Annotated in this window: 20 protein-coding genes and 1 other annotated feature; of the genes, 2 read left to right on the top strand and 18 right to left on the bottom strand. The window is 46.2% G+C overall.

From position 1 onward, the window contains the following. Positions 1 to 92 precede the first annotated feature (92 nt). From holA to ACT89M_RS20285, 3 genes are all read right to left on the bottom strand, one after another. Positions 93 to 1,109 carry a DNA polymerase III subunit delta gene (gene holA / locus ACT89M_RS20275; protein WP_308722836.1) on the bottom strand — a complete coding sequence of 339 codons (1,017 nt, stop codon included), beginning with the start codon at positions 1,107 to 1,109 and terminating at the stop codon, positions 93 to 95. 258 nt (positions 1,110 to 1,367) lie between these two features. Continuing rightward, positions 1,368 to 2,663: a zf-HC2 domain-containing protein gene (locus ACT89M_RS20280; RefSeq protein WP_154887992.1), complete on the bottom strand. Its 1,296-nt coding sequence runs from the start codon at positions 2,661 to 2,663 to the stop codon at positions 1,368 to 1,370. Beyond that, the gene (locus tag ACT89M_RS20285; RefSeq protein WP_090914823.1) at positions 2,660 to 3,208 is read right to left on the bottom strand and encodes an RNA polymerase sigma factor; all 549 of its coding nucleotides are present in this window, start codon (positions 3,206 to 3,208) and stop codon (positions 2,660 to 2,662) included. The genes ACT89M_RS20280 and ACT89M_RS20285 overlap by 4 nt, the downstream gene beginning before the upstream one ends. Positions 3,209 to 3,557: 349 nt before the next feature. On the opposite strand from ACT89M_RS20285, the gene ACT89M_RS20290 reads away from it, so the two are divergent. Continuing rightward, positions 3,558 to 3,860: a hypothetical protein gene (locus ACT89M_RS20290; RefSeq protein WP_090914824.1), complete on the top strand. Its 303-nt coding sequence runs from the start codon at positions 3,558 to 3,560 to the stop codon at positions 3,858 to 3,860. 149 nt (positions 3,861 to 4,009) lie between these two features. On the opposite strand, the gene ACT89M_RS20295 is transcribed toward ACT89M_RS20290, so the two are convergent. From ACT89M_RS20295 to ACT89M_RS20310, 4 genes are all read right to left on the bottom strand, one after another. Continuing rightward, positions 4,010 to 6,031: a copper amine oxidase N-terminal domain-containing protein gene (locus ACT89M_RS20295; RefSeq protein ID WP_154887990.1), complete on the bottom strand. Its 2,022-nt coding sequence runs from the start codon at positions 6,029 to 6,031 to the stop codon at positions 4,010 to 4,012. Between the two features lie 139 nt (positions 6,032 to 6,170). Next, positions 6,171 to 9,188: a ComEC/Rec2 family competence protein gene (locus tag ACT89M_RS20300; protein ID WP_186809611.1), complete on the bottom strand. Its 3,018-nt coding sequence runs from the start codon at positions 9,186 to 9,188 to the stop codon at positions 6,171 to 6,173. 188 nt (positions 9,189 to 9,376) lie between these two features. Further along, positions 9,377 to 9,898 (bottom strand): deoxycytidylate deaminase, encoded by a 522-nt coding sequence (locus ACT89M_RS20305; protein WP_090914912.1) that lies wholly within the window; start codon positions 9,896 to 9,898, stop codon positions 9,377 to 9,379. A 47-nt stretch (positions 9,899 to 9,945) separates the two neighbouring features. After that, positions 9,946 to 10,542, bottom strand: a complete 597-nt coding sequence (locus ACT89M_RS20310; RefSeq protein ID WP_261769235.1) for a ComEA family DNA-binding protein — start codon at positions 10,540 to 10,542, stop codon at positions 9,946 to 9,948. 185 nt (positions 10,543 to 10,727) lie between these two features. On the opposite strand from ACT89M_RS20310, the gene comER reads away from it, so the two are divergent. Beyond that, the gene (gene comER / locus ACT89M_RS20315; protein ID WP_123062606.1) at positions 10,728 to 11,573 is read left to right on the top strand and encodes a late competence protein ComER; all 846 of its coding nucleotides are present in this window, start codon (positions 10,728 to 10,730) and stop codon (positions 11,571 to 11,573) included. Here the strand turns inward: comER and leuS are convergent. The 11 genes from leuS to ACT89M_RS20370 all read right to left on the bottom strand — a co-directional run bounded on the left by leuS (position 11,554) and on the right by ACT89M_RS20370 (position 21,967). After that, complete coding sequence (gene leuS / locus ACT89M_RS20320) at positions 11,554 to 13,998, bottom strand: leucine--tRNA ligase (protein WP_090914920.1); 2,445 nt, start codon at positions 13,996 to 13,998, stop codon at positions 11,554 to 11,556. The genes comER and leuS overlap by 20 nt on opposite strands. 73 nt (positions 13,999 to 14,071) lie before the next feature. Further along, positions 14,072 to 14,324: a binding site (T-box leader), on the bottom strand. A gap of 113 nt (positions 14,325 to 14,437) precedes the next feature. Beyond that, positions 14,438 to 15,394 carry a phosphotransferase family protein gene (locus ACT89M_RS20325; RefSeq protein ID WP_154887987.1) on the bottom strand — a complete coding sequence of 319 codons (957 nt, stop codon included), beginning with the start codon at positions 15,392 to 15,394 and terminating at the stop codon, positions 14,438 to 14,440. Between the two features lie 226 nt (positions 15,395 to 15,620). Continuing rightward, positions 15,621 to 16,391, bottom strand: a complete 771-nt coding sequence (locus ACT89M_RS20330; RefSeq protein WP_154887985.1) for a class I SAM-dependent DNA methyltransferase — start codon at positions 16,389 to 16,391, stop codon at positions 15,621 to 15,623. 211 nt (positions 16,392 to 16,602) lie between these two features. Next, a complete protein-coding gene (locus ACT89M_RS20335) occupies positions 16,603 to 17,508 on the bottom strand; it encodes a CvfB family protein (RefSeq protein WP_090914926.1) in 906 nt (301 codons plus the stop codon). After that, positions 17,505 to 17,852, bottom strand: a complete 348-nt coding sequence (gene rsfS, locus ACT89M_RS20340) for a ribosome silencing factor (protein ID WP_090914928.1) — start codon at positions 17,850 to 17,852, stop codon at positions 17,505 to 17,507. Before rsfS ends, ACT89M_RS20335 begins: the two co-directional genes overlap by 4 nt. Before the next feature lie 17 nt (positions 17,853 to 17,869). Beyond that, a complete protein-coding gene (yqeK, locus tag ACT89M_RS20345; RefSeq protein WP_154887983.1) occupies positions 17,870 to 18,436 on the bottom strand; it encodes a bis(5'-nucleosyl)-tetraphosphatase (symmetrical) YqeK in 567 nt (188 codons plus the stop codon). After that, entirely contained in the window at positions 18,420 to 19,010 is a 591-nt protein-coding gene (locus ACT89M_RS20350) for a nicotinate-nucleotide adenylyltransferase (protein WP_090914933.1), read from the bottom strand. The genes yqeK and ACT89M_RS20350 overlap by 17 nt, the downstream gene beginning before the upstream one ends. 14 nt (positions 19,011 to 19,024) lie before the next feature. Further along, a complete protein-coding gene (yhbY, locus tag ACT89M_RS20355) occupies positions 19,025 to 19,318 on the bottom strand; it encodes a ribosome assembly RNA-binding protein YhbY (protein ID WP_090914936.1) in 294 nt (97 codons plus the stop codon). 76 nt (positions 19,319 to 19,394) lie between these two features. Beyond that, positions 19,395 to 20,264 carry a shikimate dehydrogenase gene (aroE, locus tag ACT89M_RS20360; RefSeq protein ID WP_154887981.1) on the bottom strand — a complete coding sequence of 290 codons (870 nt, stop codon included), beginning with the start codon at positions 20,262 to 20,264 and terminating at the stop codon, positions 19,395 to 19,397. A 51-nt stretch (positions 20,265 to 20,315) separates the two neighbouring features. Continuing rightward, positions 20,316 to 21,443 carry a ribosome biogenesis GTPase YqeH gene (yqeH, locus tag ACT89M_RS20365; protein ID WP_154887979.1) on the bottom strand — a complete coding sequence of 376 codons (1,128 nt, stop codon included), beginning with the start codon at positions 21,441 to 21,443 and terminating at the stop codon, positions 20,316 to 20,318. Continuing rightward, complete coding sequence (locus ACT89M_RS20370; RefSeq protein WP_090914942.1) at positions 21,440 to 21,967, bottom strand: YqeG family HAD IIIA-type phosphatase; 528 nt, start codon at positions 21,965 to 21,967, stop codon at positions 21,440 to 21,442. The genes yqeH and ACT89M_RS20370 overlap by 4 nt, the downstream gene beginning before the upstream one ends. Positions 21,968 to 22,062: the final 95 nt, after the last annotated feature.

Consider the following 22,062-nt stretch of genomic DNA (forward strand, 5'->3'; position numbering starts at 1 on the left):
ACCATAAAAAAACAACCTGAACATCTCTGATCATCTGTTGAAATATCAACAGATGGAGAACTCTCAGGTTGTTTTTTTGTTTTTGCCTACGGCTATGCTCCAAGTCTTAACAAAAATAACTCCAGGCCAAGAACCTTATCCACGGCTCCTGTTTTCATCTGATAATCCAGCTCACTCAAGTGACTCAAAATCTTTCGCAACCGGTCAGCATCGAATTTCCGAGCCTGTTCCCCGGCAATTTTGATAGCGTACGGATGCAAGCCAAGTTGACTGGCGATCTGCTGCTGTGAGTAACTTTGTTGCCCAAGTTCCTTGACCTGAATCATAATACGGAACTGCCGCGCAATCAGCGCTGCAATCTTGATCGGTTCTTCACGTTGCTTCAAAAGTTCATAAAAGAGTGCAAGTGCTTTTTCTAACCTCAGATTAGCCAGTTCCTCCACAAGTGCAAATACGTTCTGCTCCGTGCTACGAGCCACCAGTGACTCGATATCTGCGCGGCGAATCGTTCCTCCGTTTCCTGCAAACAAACAAAGCTTATCCACTTCGGCAGATAACCCTTGCAGTCCCGTTCCAGCATAACTGATTAGCGTATCTGCTGCCCCAGCTTCAAAGGTTACCTCTCTCTGTTTCGCGAGTTTCACAATCCATTGGACCAATTCTTCTCCACTTAGCGGTGCAAAGGCCAACACAACCGCTTGTTTCTTGGCTGCTTTTACTAGTTTCTTCCGCTCATCCAACTTATCTCCTTGCGCCAAAAAAACGATCGTGCTGTAATCAGCGGGATTATCCATATATGTAATCAAGCGATCCACCTGATGCTCTATTTTGGATTCCTTTCCCGCGGTAAACAAACTGGTGTCCCTTACAATAATCAATTTGCGCGGAACGAGAAAGGGAACCGTCTCTGCTTCTTCCACAACAACCTCGATCGGTGTTTCGGAGAGATCATAGGGAATAACCGCAAAATCCTGATGCTCCTCTTCAATAACATGCGTTTTTAACATCTCTGTGAACTGCTGTATCTGGTACTTCTCCGTTCCATACAGCACATAGATTGGCGCAGTTTCTCCGCTGCGTATTGCCTTTGTTGCGCTTTTTACATCCATCCACCGTGCCTCCTTATCCCTTTTATCCTACCAGAAAATACACAAGACAACAAAGGGACCTTCATCCATGTATGGATAAAGGCCCACTGTTCTGCATCTATATAAACGCAGGCACAGCCATTCTAGAAATAGCTGGCGTGCGGTCATACGACGTCAGTTGTTGGATCAGAGATAGGACGTTCTTTAGTTAGATCCAGTATATGCTTGTTCATTAGAAAAGGTTCTCTCTAATTGCCCTGCAGAAACCTTATAATGGAGCTATTTCGCAGGTGATACATTAGATGAGGTACTGACTTTGAAGGTATCCTTTGTAGTCGCTCCGTCTTTGTCCATTTCATAATTGAACTGCTGGCTGTCTTTGGACCAACTTCCCGACTTTAACGTACCTTCTACACTCCGTTGCTCAATCAGATTCAGAACATCCGGATCATTCGCAGATTTCGCATAAATACTTAACTGGTCACCGAGTAGCATAACAACATAAGAACCATCCGGTGATTTCCATTCTTTTGTCCCTGTCGGTGCAGCGATTCCCTGTTCAGGAGCCATTAGTCCCTGCTGACCTCCAGTGGCACCCGATTCCGTTCCAGTTCCTGCATTGTCAGTTTCACTGCCTTGAGCCGGGGTATCCTGGTTTGGAATGATCGTTTGAGCCGAAAATGTCTCGTCGAGCTCATCGTTTGATTCGGACGCACTTCTTCCATCCTTGTCATTAGGAGTGGAGGCACTACCTTCACTTGTATCCGGCTTTTTCTGCTCCGTTCCCTGACCTGAATCCATGCTCTTCTGAGTATTACCAGAGTCAGAAGAAGGACTTGAATTTACCTCTTGCTTGCCTTTGTCTTGAGATGACGGCCCTTCTGCGGAAGGTTTTACTGACTCTTGATCACCTGGAGCTTCTGGAGTTTTAAGTTCTGTTCCGTTGCTCTCGTCAGGTTGATCCGCATTCGGTTGCATTGAACCTTCCGTCACCGGATCATTTGACGAGTCAGGCGCAATCGCACTGCCTTCTGCTTGGTTCCTTATGTCTCCTTGATCGCTTTTCAGATACATCCTCTGTGCAGACTGCTCTTCACTGTAGCTATCTTGCGGTGCCCCCGAGCTCATAAGCATCGAATCTGCATTCTCAATCTGCTCTGGCTGATATCCCCAGATGGCAAATCCCAATACAACAGCCGCGGCCGCTGCACCCACAGACATCCGTCCCACCATCGAATTAAGCCATTTGGTTTTCGCTTTCTGCTCACTAGAACTTGAGCGCTTTAGACTCTCAAATGCCGCAGGGACAGGACTCATTTCTTGCACGGTACTGCTTTGTTCTTTTCGCGCTTCGTCAATCGCATCCAATTGAGGCATAATCGCATCAACCAGACTGAACTTCGGGCTTACTTGCGGCAAATCTTCCAGTTCCCTGGATAGAGCTCTGAGCATACTAAAATTTTCGGCGCACTCCGGACACTTGGCCACATGCTGTAGCATCTGCGTCGTTTCCGCCTCGCCCAGATCATGATCCAGATACCGGTGCATCCATTCCACCACCTCTTCGCATTTCATCCTGTCACACCACCTTTCTGATACTCCTGTAGTAGATTTTGTAACTGTTGTCTGGCTCTAAATAAGTAAGACTTTACCGTATTTAGCGGAAGATCGAGACAATCCGCAATTTCGTTATAGGATAAATCTTGCAAATATCTTAGAACAATGACGGTCCGATGATGCTCTGGCAACTTGTTGATCGCATCTTGAATGTCCTTGGCTACATAAGTAGACATCACTTCAAATTCTACATCCTGCTTATCCTGAAAAACCATTTCATGCTCATCTATGGACACCGATGGCTTGGTTCTTCTGAACTTGTCAATGCAGATATTCGTTACGATGCGTTGCACCCAGGTTTTGAACTGGGCTTTTTCTTCATAAGAATTAATCTTGGTGTAAATGCGGATCAACGCTTCCTGCGCAGCATCCAAGGCGTCCTGTTCATTATTTAGAATGTAATATGCGGTCCGATAGACGTGCTGTTCAATCTCCCGCAATAGGGTAATTAGAGCGTCGCGATCGCCCGATTGAGCGGCTCTGATGAGTTCCGGCTCTACCACAAAGGATCCCCCTCTCCCTGCAACCTTACTGACGTAATCATCGATAAAATTGTTGCAAAGTTAAGTATATTTTAATTTTCCATCACAAAATAACGGCATATGTATAAGGGCCGCCGAATCTTATCTTAGAATAACAGAAAATGCAAACGTAGTCATCAAACGTCTGACATCACGAATTCCAGTACTTACACGACTCAAAATAAATGCAACGGCATACATTATGGTTAAGTACTTTTAAAGGCCTAAAAATAAAAAAAGTCGAAATTTGTCCAAATTTAAGCTTTTTTTAATGCATTTTTCATGAAAATGGTGTATTGTAAATTTACATTCATAAGACGAGGTGATGAGCATGCCAGCTCTAGCGAAAATTCAACAATTAAAAGAACAAATGCCAAAGGAATATCAAAGCATTTCCCACTTTGTGGAGCACGCTTTGGAATCAATCGACACCCTGGTTGAGGAACATCGGAAATATGTAGCTGCGCAGGCGTTATACGGCGATAAAATCGTCGGATCGGAAGAACGCTTGTACAGAGAAACGGTACTGGATGTCAGAGCACAACTACTGGCGACACTCGAAAAAACCGTTGAAGACATTTTGCACAAAGGTGATAAACATTGGGATAAACATTTCAAGGACGGCGTGGAATAATTCAATATTCCCATTTATATTCAGTAATCAGAACGAATATGAAAAAAGCCCTTTCTCTTAATTCTCTTTTGAAGAGAGTTATGGAGAACAGGGCTTTTTCTTGTGTTTATAGTAATTAACAAAAGTTGAGCTGTATGATGATTCGAAAATTAATAGACGTTCATGAGCTTTCCATTAAGGAAACCCAAAGCTCTGATCCCCGAGGTGCTTGAGTATACCCAAACCTCAATCTTCCCTTTTGAAATTGTATCATACGTAATATTGTTTGGAGCTCCCCATGCCAGACGTACTTGTGTGGTGTTCATCCCTACGGCTACTTCACCCGCGATTATTTTCTTCCATGTAGCCGAAGACCAATTAAATTTCTTATAGGGATCGTAGGAGAAAAATTGATCGGAATTCGCTAACATCTCGGTAACCCTAGAAGGGGAAACGCCTGCAAAAGCAATGACTGTTTTGCTCTTGGCATTACGGAAAACGATAGAGTAGCTTCGATTACCGTAATTCCCTTTTTCAATTTGAATATCTGTGATAGTTACTTTACTAAAACGCTGTCCCAAATAGGTAGTATTGTTAATCCAATAAGACTTACCAATAAACCGACTTAGATTGCCAAGCTCTTGTTTCTTAATCAAAGCAAGTGTGTCTTTCGATTCTACTACAATAACAGAATTTCCAACGAACACTTTGGCCTGTTTCAACGTAGCATCCCAATTCACCTGTATACCTGCAACCTGTTTTAACAACTCCGCAGGAAATACAGTCTGCCCGTTGATTGTCTGTACCTTGCCTTTCATTGTAACTGCTTTGTCATTAAACTCCGCTACCGGGCTTCCCTTTGTTAATGTGATGAGACTGTCGCCCATCTGAACCTTAAATTGATCGCCTTGAACATCGATTTTGGCCCCCAGTGTTTTAAAGACAGCTTGTACAGGCAAATAGACATCTCCGTTTAAAAGTTCAGCCCCTGTCAAACTCTGCTCGGTATTAACTGTAAGTTGAAGATTGGAAGACTTATCACCTAACTTTACTGTTATGTTCGTCGTTCCTATCCCCGTTGCTTTTAACTTACCATCCTTTTGCAATTGTGCAATCTGTGGTTGCTCTATTGTAACTTCCTCGGGTAAAGGGGTACGTTTCGTTTTGAACCCGTTGCTATAATTCTCCTGAACAGTAAGTGTGACTGTATCCCCGATATTAGCTTCGTTCGTAGATGCAGTCAGCGTCACTTGACTTAGTTCCGGAGCCGATAATGACATCACTTTGCCATCTTTATATGAAACCCATGTTCCATCCTTTAACTGTGCATATAATTCATCAAAATCAAAAGAATACACCATACGAGACACATTACTTAACCCCGATAATTGCTCTTCTTTATATTGGGAAGATCGTTTATAACTCCAAACTGTTCCATCCTTTTTCACTGTGAGTAGTTTGTGTGTTCCTCCCCACCAAATCATTGATTGTACATCGTTCGTAACGGTAACCTGCTTTTCCTTATACAACGTAGTCACGACAACTACAGAACCATCATCTTTCAGCACCGCTGCATAAGAACTATTCATAGCAATCGCCTTACCGTTGGTTACATTGTCAGCCTTCTGTGGTTTGTTGTAATTATCGTAGTATATATCTCCCGAAGAAGACAAGGCACCATAGGAAGAATATTTTCCAGAATAGTCCTGATAAAAACTCACATCAATAATCGATTCCAAAACTTTATTCTGCTCACGGAACGAATATAGATCCCCATTCTCAAGAAGTACTAATCCATTTCCATATACCTTCTTAATTCCTTTAAATTGTTTCGTTACAGGTTTATCTGGATTATCCTTATCCCACCTAATAACCTGATCATCTGCAGTCCATCCATATATAGAATAACTATCTAATTTTGAAATGCCAATCAGATTACGATTTTGTGTCCATGCTCCGTTAATATTGTTTTTAGACCAGATTGTGCCGTCATCCAGCAAATAGTCATTCCGATCAAGAATTGAAGTAATGGTACGACCGGAATCAGACAAGGCGAATGAAGAGGGTAGTCCAGCCATAAGACTGAAAATCGCCATTCCAATCCAAAATGTTGCAATCTTTCTCTTCAATCCTTTTTTGTGTTTTTTAATCATATTATTAATACTACATTCTAACTTTTTTAATAATTCCATTCCGTAGTTTCCCCTTCTCCTTATGTATCTCAAAACAATTCATCTTTATTTTCAGCCCCTCCTAAGCCAAGCCTAATACTATTCGGCAAAAATAACCAAATATCCTTCAAGGTATCCTTCAGACTTTATGATTCCACTCTTATCTCGGAGCCAGCTTATACCGCACACTTATCTCTCCATCTTTCACGCTCATCTGTACCTCACCCATCTGGTCCGTCCGATAAATCCGGGAACCTACTGCTTCCAAACGTTTCATTACGTCTGGGTTGGGATGACCATAGGTATTGTTAACCCCTGCAGAGATCAGTGCAGATTTGGCATTCCAGTACTGAAGCCATGCTTCTGAGGATGATGTTTTGCTACCATGGTGGGCGACCTTGAGTACATCTATAGATCGATGTGATTGTAATCGCGGTACGGTAACCACCGTTGAAGAACGATGATCTCTGCCATTGTCCGCTAGACTCCCCATCCATTCAGGCACAACTATATTCGTCTCGCTGTCCGCAACAGTTCTCCCCGATTTTTGAACGTCCTGCTGAAAAGAGGTCGCCAGCGAACCATCCTGAATGTCATACAGCACATCCTGTTCCGTTGCCGCTTCCATATCTCCGGTGAATAGCATAGACGTACCCGCCATCTCCAGCAAAAAAACAACCGACCCACCGTTCTGATTCTCAAGAACAGGCAGATCTCCTGTTGGATTAGGTCCACTCCGCTCTGGTGAGATAAAATATAAAGCCGTTTCTGAATCGGGCTTATAGGTCATGCCCTGATGTGTAGCGAATAGTGGGATTTGGCGTTGCACCGCTGTGTCCAGCAACTGATCGAATTTCTCCTTTCCACTCGTCGTTCCGTTAAAGATGAAGCGTTTCACTGGAATTTGCTCCAGTACAGCCTGAAGGCCACCGGCATGATCCTGATCCGCATGAGTCACAATGACAGCATCAAGCTGGTGAATGCCTCTCTTTTTTAATAAAGGAACAACAACTTTAGCTCCCACCTCATACGGATCACGCCTTGTTTTCCACGAGTGTTCGCTCCCCCCAAAGTTAACCGTGCCTCCGCCATCTACAAGGATATGTTTGCCTTCTGGTGTTGTTATCAATGTACTGTCTCCCTGACCAATGTCCAGAAATTGAACTACACCTGTTCCCGCAGGACGTGGCGTCTGATATGCCCACCATAATCCTGCTACAAAACTGACGGCAAGCACACCACATAACCATCGCTTCGCTTGGCTCATGCGTACTTCGCTATAGAAGGCTGCACCTCTAGATGTAAATGCACTTGCATACTCAGGCCAGGCGATACTTGCGCCAAGAGTAGAGAGTGAACCATGATCTGATGTTGCTCTTGGAGTAGGCAAGGGATCGGGCGCTGAAAGTTGCAAGCGATTGTTCGCTTTCGCTGTGTAAAGTGATTGAGTGTCAGCAGACCGTGAAGAATTGAAGCCTAATGCTAGTGTAGAGCCCCTTTGTGTAGCACCTCGTGAAGACATATCAAGTGGCGCTGTATCCTCTTCTGCAACATGAATATTTTGGGGTATCTCACCGCCGCTCCGCTGATAGAGCAAATAAAGCAACACATATAAAATCACATAATAGGTTGCAATCCATAATAAGGAAGGTGTAGGCCAGATCATCACAAAACCTGGCAAACTGTTCATCCATTCCACACTGAGAAAGGTAAGTTGATTCAACTGAATCGCAATCCATGCCAGAAGTTTCGCAAGCGGAAGCCACACAAATGATAGAATCATCGCAACGGTACCTAAGGGAAGCACTACAGCACTAATCAAAGACACCAGCAAAAAATTGGCTGCAAAAGACAGCAACGAGAACTGATTGAAGTACAAAATCGTCACTGGGAAAGAAATCAGCTGCGCTGTTACCGTAACCGAAGCTGTCGCTGCCAGCGATTTGGGCCATTTGCTGAACAACCTGTTAATAAGCGGCATATAAATCATCAGTCCCGCCGTCACCAGAAAAGAGAGTTGAAAACTCACATTTAATAAAAAATAAGGATTCCACCAGAGCATGAGCAAAGCCGCTGCACTGATGATCTGAATACCATCTCTGGCCAATCCGCGTTTCGCCATATACAGACCGATCATCGACATCATACCTGCCCGAATGACCGATGGAGAACCGCCCGAGAGCAGTACATATGCTGGCACGAGAACCAGCACAATCGTTAGAGCTGTCTCTCTTGTTAATCTCAGCCATGATAAAAGCATGAGCAATGAAGCCACATACACTGCAACATGTGTACCCGAGATGGCGAGGATATGAGTTAATCCGAGCTGTGAGAATTGACCGTACGTACCTGGATCAATATCCTTCGCCATTCCGATGATCAGACCTTTCATGTAACCGGCATGCGGTTCAGGAAACAACCGGTCCACCGCCGAACCGAGCAGTAGTCTTGCCGAATCTGTCCACCGTAGAATGTTTATTTTCCCCAGCCCTTCAGGAGACGAAGCATGAACCGAACTGGCCCCCTTCACTTTGACCATCCAATGGATATACTGCGTCCTTAGATAGCTACGATAGTCAAATCCCCCAAAATTCCTGGCTTCACCAGGAAGAACTATCGAGCCTGACAGTTTCAGCTTATCCCCTCGCTTCCAAGATGCTGCTGTATGCTGTTCCTGCTCTTCCATTAATCGGACTTGTACAATGACTCTTTCATTCATTTTGTCCGAAGTCGCTTGTGACTTTAGTGATTGCAAGGAAGGATCTGGCGAAGAATCTTGATTCTTGACTTCCTTATCTGTCTCTTCATACAGCCTAAGAGAAGAAACCTGCATCTCAAAACCTGCCCGATCCCCGTCAACCTGCACATCCGATACAAGTTCCCCTTCAACTTGAACATCTAACCCATCAATTACGTCAGTAGATCGATGTAAATATGCTGGCAATGTACTATAATTACGAAAATCATTCCACTCCCACTGTATTAAACCACCTGCAAAAGCAATAACTAAAAGAAGAATCGACCACCCACGAATATTCATGAAACGAAGTAAGAGTGGAAGACATGCCATCGCCCCGACTACTCCCCAAAATAAAGTCCATCCCTCCGTCAATAAACACGCCATGCCACTACCGCACAACCAAAAAATTGTAAAGCGAAGCAATGGTCTGCCTTTCATTCCGTCCCTCTCCCTTCTGCTCATCTCCAAGGCAATAAATACACAAAAACCCCCGAAGCCCATTCAGGCTAGCCGGAGGTTCTTCCCCATACGTATGAAACTAATTAATATTGAAAATAAAAGATATCCCAGGTGTCATCTGTTCTGACATGATCTGAATCATTTAACCTGTTCTATATAAGTTCTTGCTAATTGCTTACGGTCATCATCGTCTCCCGTGGAGGCTGGTAATTCTCCAGTCTACGGAACGAAATGCCTTTCTGATGCATCATATTTTTTACTTTACTCGTATCTTTGGGATATGAGCGATGAAATACAATCTCCGTAACACCACTGTTCGCCAGCATGTTGGCACATGTCCAGCAAGGCTCATCGGTTACATATACAGAGGAACCTTCGCGGTCAATCCGATCCGTGAATAAAAGCAAATTCTGCTCCGCATGGATGGTACGAATACAGCGTTGCTTTTTAACCATTTCTTCCTGTCCGTCCGTGACTACAAGTTCATATTCTTCCGATATCATGCAGCCTGCCTCAGAGCAATCCGCCACTCCCATCGGTGCTCCGTTATAGGCAGTACCCAGCAACTTTTTCCCTTGAACCAGCACAGCTCCTACGTGCCGGCGCGGACAACGGGAACGTGTCGATACCATATAAGCAATGTCCATAAAATACGTATCCCAGTCCTTGCGAAGCTCTGTTGCACTCATGCAGTTTTCTCCTCTCGCCTTGAACCTATTACTATTATGCTGAACTTTTAACGAATCTGTACATAGGGAGCCATCTTCTCCAGCATCTTCATGCCTATGCCCTTCACCTTGGTAAGATCGCTAACTTTGGCAAAAGGACCATGCGCATTGCGATAATCCACAATGGCCTGAGCTTTCTTCTGTCCAATCCCCGGAAGCTCCGTGAGTTTGTTGACAGGTGCCGTATTCACATCGATCTTACCGTGATCTGCCGTCTCACTGGTTGTTTCGTCAGCTGGTTTAGATGTTGCTTCTGCTTCAGATACAGATGAACGGCTTTCATTCACCTGAGCCTGTGGTTGAGCTGGTGAATTGCCTGACACAGCAGGAGCAACATTAGGCTCCCGAACCTTCGACTCCTGTGCTGGAGCTGCGTCGTCCAATTGCCTACCGCTCACCCCACCTTTAGGCGCAGCATCAGCTACATTCTCGGGAACCAAAGCAGCCGACTGTATCGCAGAAGAATTCTGCTCACTTGTCGGCTGATTGGAGCCGAGCTGCATCGGTTCCCAGCCGCTAGGTGGCTGTTCACTTTTGCCCGACCATAATATTAGTACACATCCAACCACTGCTGCAGCAATGGACAACGCTTTGTTCCGTCTCATCTTCCGCACACTCCCTCATATTCAAAATAGAGATCATTTCGAACACGGGCGGTGCTTCCGAACCGTTTCATGATTTCGCTTATCTAAGTTACATAATTTCATGTCATGTGAACCAGACCCTGATGCATACAATAGAGGGAAGAAACTGCGCCATTACCGTAAAGCATGAAAGGAGGGCTAAACCAATGAAGGTTGGATTTATCGGAACCGGCAGCATGGGCAGTCTGTTGATCTATGCCCTGATCCAATCCGGTGCACTCGAACCCCGTCAGATTGCAGCAAGCAATCGAACCCCATCCAAAGTACGTCAGCTTTCCCTCCGTTATCCAGGGCTGCATGAATCACAGAGCAATCGGGAAACAGTCATTCGCAGCAACATCATCTTCCTGTGCGTGAAACCGCTGGAATTCAGACATGTCATTGATGATATCCTGCCTGTTGTGAATTCCAATCACATAATTGTCTCGATCACCAGCCCCGTGCAGCTGCGCCATCTGGAATCTTCGCTTCCTTGCAAAGTCTCCAAGGTTATCCCCAGTGTTACACATCAGGTCGGCAGCGGAGCAAGCCTATTCATCCATGGTGAACGTATGACGGCAGAAGATCGCTCACTGCTCGAAGGCCTAATGAGTCATATCGGCAAACCTTATCAAGTGGATGAAGCCTGCACTCGAATCACATCTGACTTCTCCAGCTGTGGCCCTGCATTCATATCCTTCTTTTTGGAGCAATGGATTGAAAGTGCTGTGCGCTTGACAGGTATCAAACGTGCCGACGCCTGCGCCCTTGCCGGTGAGATGCTTCTAGGTACAGGCAAACTGCTCACTGAGGGAGGTTATACTCCACAAGAACTTCAAGCCCGTGTCGCCGTACCTGGCGGAATAACCGCTCAGGCACTTGCGCTGCTGAGAAACAACCTCGATGGTGTTTTTGATAGTCTGATCCATACAACACATGAAAAATACGATGAAGATTTAGTCAAACTGGATGAGGTATTCCGTGCCAGCGAGATTAACCGGCAACAATATTAACCAGTTTGCCTGGAACGGCAATGACTTTGCGAATAGTCTTGCCTTCCAGCGCCTGTTTCACAGGTGCAAGCTCCATCGTGTAGTCCTGCATTCCCTGTGCATCCAGATCCTTCGCGATCGTCGCACGAGTTACAATTTTGCCGTTCACTTGAACTACGATTTCCACTTCTGCATCCACAGTCATGGACTCATCGTATGCAGGCCAAGCCACGTAAGAGATTCCACCCTCGTGTCCAAGACGATTCCACAGTTCCTCTGCCATATGCGGCGCCAGAGGTGACAGCAATTGAACGAAATTCTCCATCGCTTCGCGAGGCAGCGTCTCTGCTTTGTACGCGTCATTGATGAAGATCATCAATTGGCTGATCGCCGTGTTGAAGCGCAGATGTTCCAGATCTTCCGTCACTTTTTTAATCGTTTTGTGTGCCGTGCGTTTGAACTCGTCGGTTCCACCGTCAGCTGTAATTTTCTCATTAATCGCACCAGTATCTTCGTTAATGAACAGTCGCCATACGCGTGACAGGAAACGATACATTCCCTCTACCCCGTTTGCGTTCCAAGGTTTAGTCGCTTCCAGAGGACCCATAAACATCTCATAGAGACGCAGTGTATCTGCACCGAATTCGTTAACAATCTCATCCGGGTTGATGACATTACCGCGAGATTTACTCATTTTCTCATTGTTGGTTCCCAGAATCATACCTTGGTTAACCAGCTTATGGAACGGCTCTTTCGTGTGTACAACACCCAGATCATACAGCACTTTGTGCCAGAAACGAGCATACAACAAGTGTAGTACAGCATGTTCTGCCCCACCGATGTACAGGTCAACTGGCAACCATTGCTGTTGTTTCTCTTGTGAGATCAGTTCCTTGTCATTGTGCGGATCGATAAACCGCAGGTAATACCAGCAGCTTCCCGCCCATTGTGGCATCGTGTTAGTTTCACGGCGAGCTTTCATGCCCGTTTCCGGATCAACCGTATTTACCCAATCGGTCACGTTTGCCAGCGGGGATTCCCCTGTACCTGAAGGTTTGATCTGGTCAATGTCAGGCAGCAACAGTGGCAATTGATCTTCTGGCACAGTCTTCATCGTCCCGTCCTCCAGATGCAGAATCGGAATCGGCTCTCCCCAATAACGTTGACGGCTGAACAGCCAGTCGCGCAGACGGTACGTTGTTTTTCCTTGTCCTTTGCCGTTCTCTTCGAGCCAAGCGATCATTTTCGCCGCAGCTTCTTCATTGTTCAAACCGTTCAGGAAATCGGAGTTCACATGTGCGCCGTCACCTGTATACGCCTCTTTTGTAACATCTCCGCCGGCAATGACTTCAATGATATTCAGGTCAAACTGCTTCGCGAATTCCCAGTCACGTGCATCGTGGCCCGGAACAGCCATAACAGCTCCTGTACCATAGCCAGCAAGTACATAGTCAGCAATCCAGATCGGCAGCTTCGCTCCGTTAACCGGATTAATCGCGTATGCACCAGTGAACACACCTGTTTTGTCTTTTGCCAAGTCCGTACGTTCCAGATCACTCTTACGCGCAGCCTGCTCCTGATAAGCTTTTACTGCCTCACGCTGTTCTTCGGATGTAATCGCGTCAACCAATTCGTGCTCTGGAGCCAGAACGGCAAAGCTTGCACCGAACAATGTATCTGCACGGGTTGTGAATACTTTGATCACTTCTTCACGGCCTTCGATGGCAAAAACCACTTCAGCCCCGGTCGATTTGCCGATCCAGTTACGTTGCATATCCTTGATGCTTTCCGACCAGTCCAGCTCTTCCAGATCTTCCAGCAAACGCTCTGCGTATTCCGTAATTTTCAGTACCCATTGACGCATCGGTTTACGTACAACCGGGTGTCCGCCACGTTCACTCTTACCGTCAATAACCTCTTCGTTCGCCAGAACCGTGCCCAATGCTTCACACCAGTTCACCGGCACTTCATCGACATAGGCCAACCCTTTATTGTACAGCTGAATAAAGATCCACTGTGTCCATTTGTAATACTCAGGGTCTGTTGTACTGATCTCACGATCCCAGTCATATGAGAATCCGAGAGATTTGATCTGACGACGGAAATTGTCAATGTTGCGGAATGTGATATGACGCGGGTGCTCCCCCGTATCCAGTGCGTGCTGCTCTGCTGGCAGACCAAAAGCGTCCCAGCCCATTGGGTGCAGCACATTGTATCCACGCATCCGTTTGTAACGGGATACGATATCCGTTGCAGTATATCCTTCCGGGTGACCTACGTGAAGTCCTGAACCGGACGGATATGGGAACATATCCAGTGCATAAAACTTCGGTTTGGACGGGTCCTCACCTGTTTTAAACGTTTTGTTGTCATCCCAATATTGCTGCCAACTTTTCTCCATCACTTGCGGCTGATAGCCGTGCTTCGGCTGATGATTCTCACTCATCTATAATTCCTCCTTCAGGTTATACGCGCTTTATAACAACAAAAAAACCTCAGCATCCCGTAGCGTTTGCAGCGCTAGGGACGAGAGGTTGAATTCCCGTGGTACCACCCTAGTTAGCGGACGAACGTGCTTCGTCATCCACTCCCTTTAGACCTGTAACGGCGGTTAACCGATGCGGATTTCCAGTCCTGCACCCAAGGCATAGAACTTTGTAATCACCGCATTTCTCCAAGGCGAGTTCGCAAAATACTGTCAATCGGCTTGCACCAACCGCCGACTCTCTGTCATGTACAGCACCCACTACTGATCCTTATCATCGAAATATGTATACAATATAGGAAGCATTATATAAAAATGCAAGCTCAAAGTCAATATGACATGTCACAATCTCTTTCTCACAAGTCAGACTTTATTGCCCTTCACATGTCAACTGGCATTCTCACATTTTTCTAAACCGTTCAATGCCTTCCTGCATATTACGGATCGTAGATTCAATATGCTCCTTGTTATCATACTTACGGTAATCACATTCAATTCGGAGCGCAAGATCAAAATACAAATCATATAAACTTCTGCGCTTCCGCTCGTTCTCTGTCTCAACCTCACGTCCATATCCTTTGAGAAAACCCGGAGTATAGTTAAAATGACTGAAATAATGCTCCATGAGCGGATCGCCCCATAATGAGCGTTCAAAATCAATAATGGCCGTAATTTGCTTATCCTGGACCAGCACATTGCCATCCCACAGATCCCAGCTAATCAGGGAAGGTTCTGTCACTTCATCCAGTGCATCTGATTTCTCATCAATCAACCGTCTCAGCTCATTGTAATCGATGCCGATATCAACTCCTGCCTCTTTACCATCTGCAAGCATATCATGCATGAGCATCAAGAAAGCTTCTCTCCACGTCGCGCGTTGTCTGTCCTTTCCGGAAAAATAACCAAACCGCTCTCCCTTAATCTCGTTAATTCGCTGGTTGTACCAGCCTAACTGCTGTTCAACCACTTCCTGATCTTCGGCAGTAAAATCTTCTTTCACCTGGTTGTATGGAACCCCGGGCATAAACTCCATAATGAAATACTGCGCGGGAGCCATGAGTAGTGAAGCATCATATGCGAGTACCAGAGGCACAGGAACATCCTTAAGCTCAGCAACAAGCTGGAGTGCTTCCACTTCAGCCGTCATTAAATCCTGTTCACAACGCATCAGATTGGTCGTAGCCGCAGGTGCGATTTTTAGAACAACTTTTCGTCCATCGTCAAGCAAAATTTTATAAGCATGGTTTGCCCAGCCATCGATCATTTCCTCGTAATCTTGAATCGTTACAGCAAGGTGATGCTTAATGATCTGATCCAGCTGTTCTTTGGACAATCTCGTTTTATATGTACTTTCCATCTCTACAACTCTCCCTGTGATTGGAATATAGTTTGCATGTTAAGAAAACGCTTTCCTTTTTTCATTCATTATGTCTCTCTTTGCTTCAAGCGGCAATACTTTTTATCATATATGTTCAAAAAAACTGCCTCGAGCAACATACTTACACGTTGCACAAGGACAGTTTCATATTCATATGCATATAAATTAGTTTAGCGTCGCTCATTATAATTTTCTCTTTAAACAATCATTTTACAGCCACGTAGAACAGACGCTGTGCGTGATCTCCAGCTTCTTTCCACTCAAAGTCTGCATACACCTTCACATCCCGGAAACCCGCTTTGCTTAATTCAAGCTTCATCCAGTCCGGATCATAAGCGCGTTGCGTATGAACTTCTTCGAATCGCTGATAGGTATCTCTGTTGCCCTCATCCAATCTAGAAAAAATGCTCAGATGATGCTCTATCTCACACCGCTCCTGATCAAAATCGCACGTCCAGATATATGAGACCGAGCGTTCGTCTAACACAAAAGGCTGTTCCTCATCATACCGAATCAATGTATTTGGATGGTGTACATCAAACAGAAATGTACCTCCTGGCTTCAACATTTCATACGTCCGCTCGAATGTTCGAATGACATCTTCAGATTCCAGCAAATAATTCATGCAATCGCAGAACGAAATGACCGAGTCTACAGGTTCAGGCACTCTCCACTCCCGCATATCCTGCTGTACCCAGCGTACACTGCCTTCCCTGTACAGACGGTGTCCCTGAGGTGTCGCTTCCATTTTGCTACGCGCAACAGATAACATATCTGCGGAGAGATCAATACCCGTCACTTCAAAGCCAGAGTTCACCAGCGGGATCGTAATGGACCCCGTTCCGCAGCCAAGCTCAGCCACACTTTTGGGCATGCCATGTTGTTCCCAAGCTGTTCTTGCAAACCTTATCCAGTCCGGATAAGGCATATCTTCCATTAATTCATCGTAAACGTAGGCAAATTTCCGGTAAGACATGTCGGCACCGCACTTTCAATTTCATTTTCCTCATCGGATCGGATCAAAATTCAAACTAAAAAGCAGGGCTTCCGGTGTTTACCCAGTCTGGCCCTGCCTTACTTAAACCGATGCATAAAGCATCGGCTCCATGATACATGCAATATTTCAACCAAAATGAATGCTCTAACTCAAAACATCCATGCCGTACTCGGCTATACCTTATCTGTGTCTACTTCTCTTCCTGCTGTGATTTTGGCGCAGAATCAGACAAGTACGTCCAGTTTTCCTTTTGTACCACCAATCCATCTTTCATCAGCTTACCGAGAGCACGTTTGAACGCGGATTTACTAATGCCAAAACGTTGCTTGATAATATCTGGCGGTGTCGCATCGGAATAAGGCATGCCGCCCATAGGGCGCTCTTTCATAAAAGCAAGCAGCTTGTCTGCGTCTTCGTTACGCCCAACTTCTTTGCGTTGTGTCATCGCCAAATTTACACGACCGTCTTCACGCACCAGCGTAACCCGACATTTCACCTTTTCACCCAAACGAAGCATATGACTGCGCTCCGAAGAATGGATCATGCCAATCGCTCCAAAACCAAGCACACCACCATCAACAAGTACAAATGTACCCATCTGAAGCGGCTTGTACACCAGAGCTTCCACCCACTCATTCAACCATGTGGTTGGCGCGTGGAAGGCAAGCGGAGCAAGTTCACGTTCTCCGGCCAATTTGGCACGCAGACGTCCTTGCTTATCATGCTCCATGATCACGAACACCTCATCCCCAACTTGGGGACGCAGTTCTTCAAGTTCAGGCAACTCACGGATTGGAAGCAACAACTGGCGACCAAGACCCATTTCCAGGAAGCAGCCAAGGCGCGGATGCACATCAGCTACGACCAGTTTAGCCATCTCACCCAGCGTGAGGTAAGGTTTTTTCATCGTAACAGCAAGGCGGTCTTCTGTATCAAAGAATACAAAAACCTCCAGCGTTTCACCAATCTTGATATCCCGAGTCAGCTCGGTGTAGTGAAGCAATACATCTTCCGATCCTGTCGTCAAAAAATAGCCAAATGGAGACACTTCACGTGAAACCGGTAGCGAGACGACTGTTCCTGCAATCAAACTCATACCGTTTCCACCACTTTGGCATCAGACCAGAGACGCTCGATATTGTAATATTCACGCTCATCGCGGTGGAATACGTGAACCACGACATCGCCAAGATCCATCAGCACCCAGCGTGCAGAGTCCATGCCTTCAATGCCTTTAATTGTCGCACCAGCTGCGTGAGCCTGTTTACGAATCTCTGTAGCAATCGCCTGTACCTGGGTATCGGAGTTACCGTGGCAGATCACAAAATAATCGGCAACCAGTGAAATATTATTCAGGTCAAGTGCTACAATGTTTGATGCCTTTTTATCGTCAGCGGCGGTAACCACCATGTTCATAAGTTCTTTCGATGATACTGTCATGAACCAACCTCCATAATCTATAATTGTGCAATCAAGTCATTACGTGAGAGCACCGTAAGCGGGTAGATAACACGGCGCTGGGAAAGCAATAGGCTGATCGTCGAATCAAAACCGGCAATCAAACCTTCCTCCAGACTGCGCTGTGCCTGCTCACGAATGTACTCTACACCCGGGAAATCACGTCCCGGCTCAATATAATCGGCAAGGCATACCACTTTGTCCAGCAGGCTCATCCCTACCCTACCAGAAGTATGCCACCGAATGGCGTTAATAATCTCTGAATCGGACACACCATAATCCCGTTCAGCTACAAAGGCACCCACTTCCGAATGCCAAAGCTGCTTATCATGATGTAAAAGTTCAATATTTAATCCGTTATCACGAATAACGGCTTCCATCTCGGCTACTGGCCAATATTTGGCCACGTCATGTAAAATCGCCGCTATATCCGCTTTTACCGGATCAGCACCATACTTTTCAGCCAAGACAACGGCTGATTCCATGACACCCTGCGTATGTTTCCAGCGCTTGGCCGGCATCTGTGCAGAGACAGCCTCGATTAACCCCTCACGGCTTAGTGCCATATAAACCGCTCCTTACAATGTATTGATGAACTGCATCCGGGATCATAAACCGCACCGAATGCCCCTTCGCCAGTCGTCTGCGTATCGCCGTAGATGAAATATCAACAAGAGGCATCTCGGCCAGCAGAACCCGTCCCTGCAATGCATCCGGTAAATCATCCAGATGTAGCTGGAAGCCCGGACGTCCAACACCGATGAAGGTCATTTTGGACGCCAATTCTTCAATCTCTTCCCATTTGGGAAGGTAATTCACCATATCCGCCCCAATGATAAAATAAAACTCATGCTCAGGGAAACGGCGCCACAATTCACGCATGGTGTCAATCGTATAAGATACGCCGCCAAGCTCCATTTCGATACCTAGTACCTCATACTGAGTAGCTTGCTTCACAGCCAACTCAGTCATTTCCAGGCGCTGTTGCCCCGTCGCACCTGCACTGGGTTTGTGAGGCGGGACATGAGACGGCATAAACCAGATTTCATCCAGAGCATGCGAATCCCTTGCCGCTTCTGCTGCCAGCAGATGCCCCATGTGGATCGGATCAAACGTACCGCCCATGATGCCGATCTTCACCCGCGCCACGCTCCTTATCTTGGAAGTTCGATTTGTTTATTGTCACGTGATTCTTTGTAGAGGATAATGGTGCTCCCAATCACTTGTACGAGCTCACTGCCTGTTTCACGAGCTACCTCTGCAGCAATTTCATTTTTATCGTCAAGGTTATTGTTGAGCACTTGAACTTTCATCAGTTCGCGCTTCTCAATGGCCTCTTCGATGTGACGGAACAAATGCTCATTCGTGCCCCCTTTACCAATTTGAAACACAGGGGTCAGATGATGTGCTTGTGACCGCAAAAAGCGCTTTTGTTTACCAGTTAACATGAATACTTCATACTCCTTATGTTGAGCAGGCCCTGCATGTAGCCCTAGACTGATTCAGAGCCTGGCCGTTCAATTATTATTTTTCAAAACTATCCAGTACTGCTCGTCTCATCGTGTCAACAGGGGCGGGAATGCCAAGCCAGTGTTCAAATGCAACGGCCCCTTGATAAACAAACATTCCGAGTCCGCCATGCACGGTGCATCCGCGCAAACGGGACTCACGGAGCAGACGGGTTTCGAGCGGGTTGTATATCAGATCGCTAACAGCTGCCCCTTCGCGAATCCATGCAGGATCAACTGGAACATCATCCACATGTGGATGCATGCCCGCTGCTGTTGTATTAATAACGATATCTGCCGTGGCAAGAACAGCTTGAGCATCCTGCATCCCGTTGCCGGAGATGTCTCCCAGACCATGGCTTCGCAGATCCGTAGCAAGAGTAAGTGCTCTGTCAGCTGTGCGGTTCAGGATGCTGATCTGTTCGGGCTTTTCCAGAGCAAGCGCATAGATAACACCTCTTGCCGCGCCGCCTGCGCCAAGAACAGCGATCCTTTTCCCTTCAAGCTGAGGAACAGCCTCTTCTTTCAACGAGCGCACATATCCGATTCCGTCGGTATTGTACCCTGTCAGCTTGCCATTTTCGTTCACGATCGTATTGACTGCTCCAATTAAGCGAGCACTGTCATCGATCACATCGAGGTATTGCATCACCTGCTCCTTATGCGGAATCGTGACATTAACACCACGATAACCCAAGGCAACAATGCCACGAATAGCAGCTTCGAGCTGATCAGGCTGCACATGCAGCGGCATGTACATTCCGTGCACACCTGCTGCTTGCAAAGCAGCATTATGCATGGCCGGAGATTTGGAATGAGCAATCGGGTCACCCATTACACCCAGCAGTACGGGAAGTGAAGAATTGAACTTATTTTCTGCTGACATCGATACGCCTCCGATCTGATCCGTTGTTGGAATTAGGTCCCGCCATCCAAACTAGATCAGGGAAGGACGAATCTGCACCCGAATGCCTTTTGGAACATGGACAGCCACTAAAGCACCCTTATCTCCGTTAACCTTGATCCAGCCCAGACCAGAGATGAATATGTCCGACTGACTGCCACGTTTAATCCGGAATTCATGTCTCGTCCATTCCGGCATCTCAGCGGCATTCTCACGGGTTGGCGGAGAAAGCAATTCTCCGAGGTGATCACGGTACAGATCATCTGCCCGTTCCAATTTTGTCCGATGAATATCTAGCGCAGTGCTGATAAAACAAGTGAACGATTGGCGATCCCCTTCAATAAAATCAAACCTGGCCATCCCACCGAAGAACAGTGTCTGACCGGAATTCAATTGATATACCGCAGGTTTAAGCGGTTTCTCAGGCATAATTGCAGCCAGATCCTTACGGGATACAATTTCACTGAAGCGCCAAGGATACACAATTCCCGGCGTATCAATAATATATTTTCCATCGTCTAGCGGAATGTTCACCATATCCAGTGTCGTTCCCGGATAACGCGAGGTCGTCAGTTCCTGTTCCAGATCGCTGTAGTCTCGGATCAAACGGTTAATCAGTGTCGATTTACCGACATTGGTTCCACCGACAACGTACACATCCCGATCTCCACGGTACGTGCCAACAAGCTCAAGCAGACGGTCAAAGCCTTGGTTTTGCTTCGCACTGCAGAGCACAACATCTACTGTCCGCAGGCCTTGTTCTTTGGCTTGCTTTTGCACCCAGTTCCGAACTTTGTTCCAGTTGGTAACTTTAGGCAACAAGTCCGTTTTGTTCACGGCAAGCAGTACCGGATTGTTTCCAACAAAGCGTTGCAAGCCAGAGATAATACTGCCGTCAAAATCAAACAAATCAACGATATGAATGACGAGTGCATCCTTATCCCCGATTTTGCTGAGCAGAGCCAGGAACTCGTCCTGATCCACCGTTACAGATGATGACTCATTATAATTTTTGATACGGAAACAGCGCTGGCAGATGACCGGTTCACGGTCAAGTGCTTTTTCTGGAAGATATCCGGGCAAATCCGGATTTTCCGTTTGTAAATTCACGCCGCATCCACTGCATCTTACGGCAATATTGCCGTTATGCGGTTCTGTCATTTCTTCTTTTCCTCCTCAAGCCATAAGCCTTTCTTACGCAAATTCGACAGGGCAATCCGTTCTACTCTCCGATTAAAGCGAGTCATAAAGCCCTCATCTCCGATGGAAATGGGCAGCACCAGAACCGTATAGAGTCCAAGTCTGTTCCCTCCATAAACGTCGGTAAGCATCTGATCCCCTACAACAATCGTTTTTTCGGGAGCAAGCTCCATCATCTTCATTGCTTTACGAAACGGTACATTCGATGGTTTGCGTGCACTATGCACAAACTGGATATCCAGCGGAGTCGCAAACAGGGACACCCGATTCAGATTGTTATTGGACACAATCATCAGCTTGAATCCCACCTCTTTTACACGCGCGAACCATTCGATCAATTCTGGTGTAGCATCAGGTGCTTTGGCTCCAACAAGCGTATTATCCAGGTCAGTTATGATTCCACGATACCCTTGAGCGTACAGTTCATCCAAATCAATATCAAAAACTGTGTCTACACGCAGCTTGGGCATTAACATTTTAAACAAAGAAGTCACCTCAGTTTCATACGACACACTATATCACAAATCTGTCTTTCCTGAAAATGAAAACACCCTTTATCACGTTAAAAAAAGGAAAAACG

This window comes from Paenibacillus sp. NN59, assembly GCF_057597225.1.